The following is a 532-nucleotide window of genomic DNA, read 5'->3' on the forward strand; positions in this document are numbered from 1 at the left end:
TGGCAGCACCACCCGCGCCGCCGGCACCGCCTGCGCCGGTGGTGGCTGTTGCGCCCGCGCCGCCCGTTTGCGTGACGCCGGCACCCGCACCGCCTGCGCCGCTGGTGGCGGAGCCGCCGGCCGCGCCGTTACCTGCCGTATTGCTGCCGCCGGTGCCCGACGCGCCTGCACCGCCCGCGCCGCCTGCAGCACCCGCGCCGCCCGCGCCGCCGGTGGAGGTCCCCGTGCCGGCTGTGCCATTACCCGAGGTGCCGGCGCCGCCGGTACCGGAACCAGAAGCAGCCGTCGCCGTATGACTAGGCAGGGTGGCCGGTGTCTCGCCGGTAGTGCTCGGGACGGTGCTGCTGGTCGATGCCGTCGCCGCACCGCTGCCGGCACCGCCACCGGACGCGCTGGTGCTGGCCGTGCTCGATCCGCTGCCGGCGCCGCCGCCGGCCGCACCTGCGCCGCCCAAGCCGCCCGCACCTCCACCGCCGCCGGCCGCGCCGCCGCCGTTACCGGTATTGCCGCCATTGCCGCCATTGCTGCCGGT

The 532-nt window shown here is 78.0% G+C and carries 1 protein-coding gene and 1 pseudogene; one reads left to right on the forward strand and one right to left on the reverse strand.

Annotated features, from left to right (window positions below; all coding sequences use genetic code 11):
• A pseudogene (locus tag ABWW33_RS33020) lies at positions 1 to 240 on the reverse strand (histone H1); the annotation flags it as partial.
• 65 nt (positions 241 to 305) lie between these two features.
• Here ABWW33_RS33020 and ABWW33_RS33025 point away from each other — a divergent pair.
• Positions 306 to 532, forward strand: a 227-nt coding sequence (locus ABWW33_RS33025; RefSeq protein ID WP_353405629.1) for a hypothetical protein, incomplete at its 3' end; no start/stop codon positions are given.

This window comes from Duganella hordei, from assembly GCF_040369125.1.
Lineage (GTDB): Bacteria > Pseudomonadota > Gammaproteobacteria > Burkholderiales > Burkholderiaceae_D > Rugamonas > Rugamonas hordei.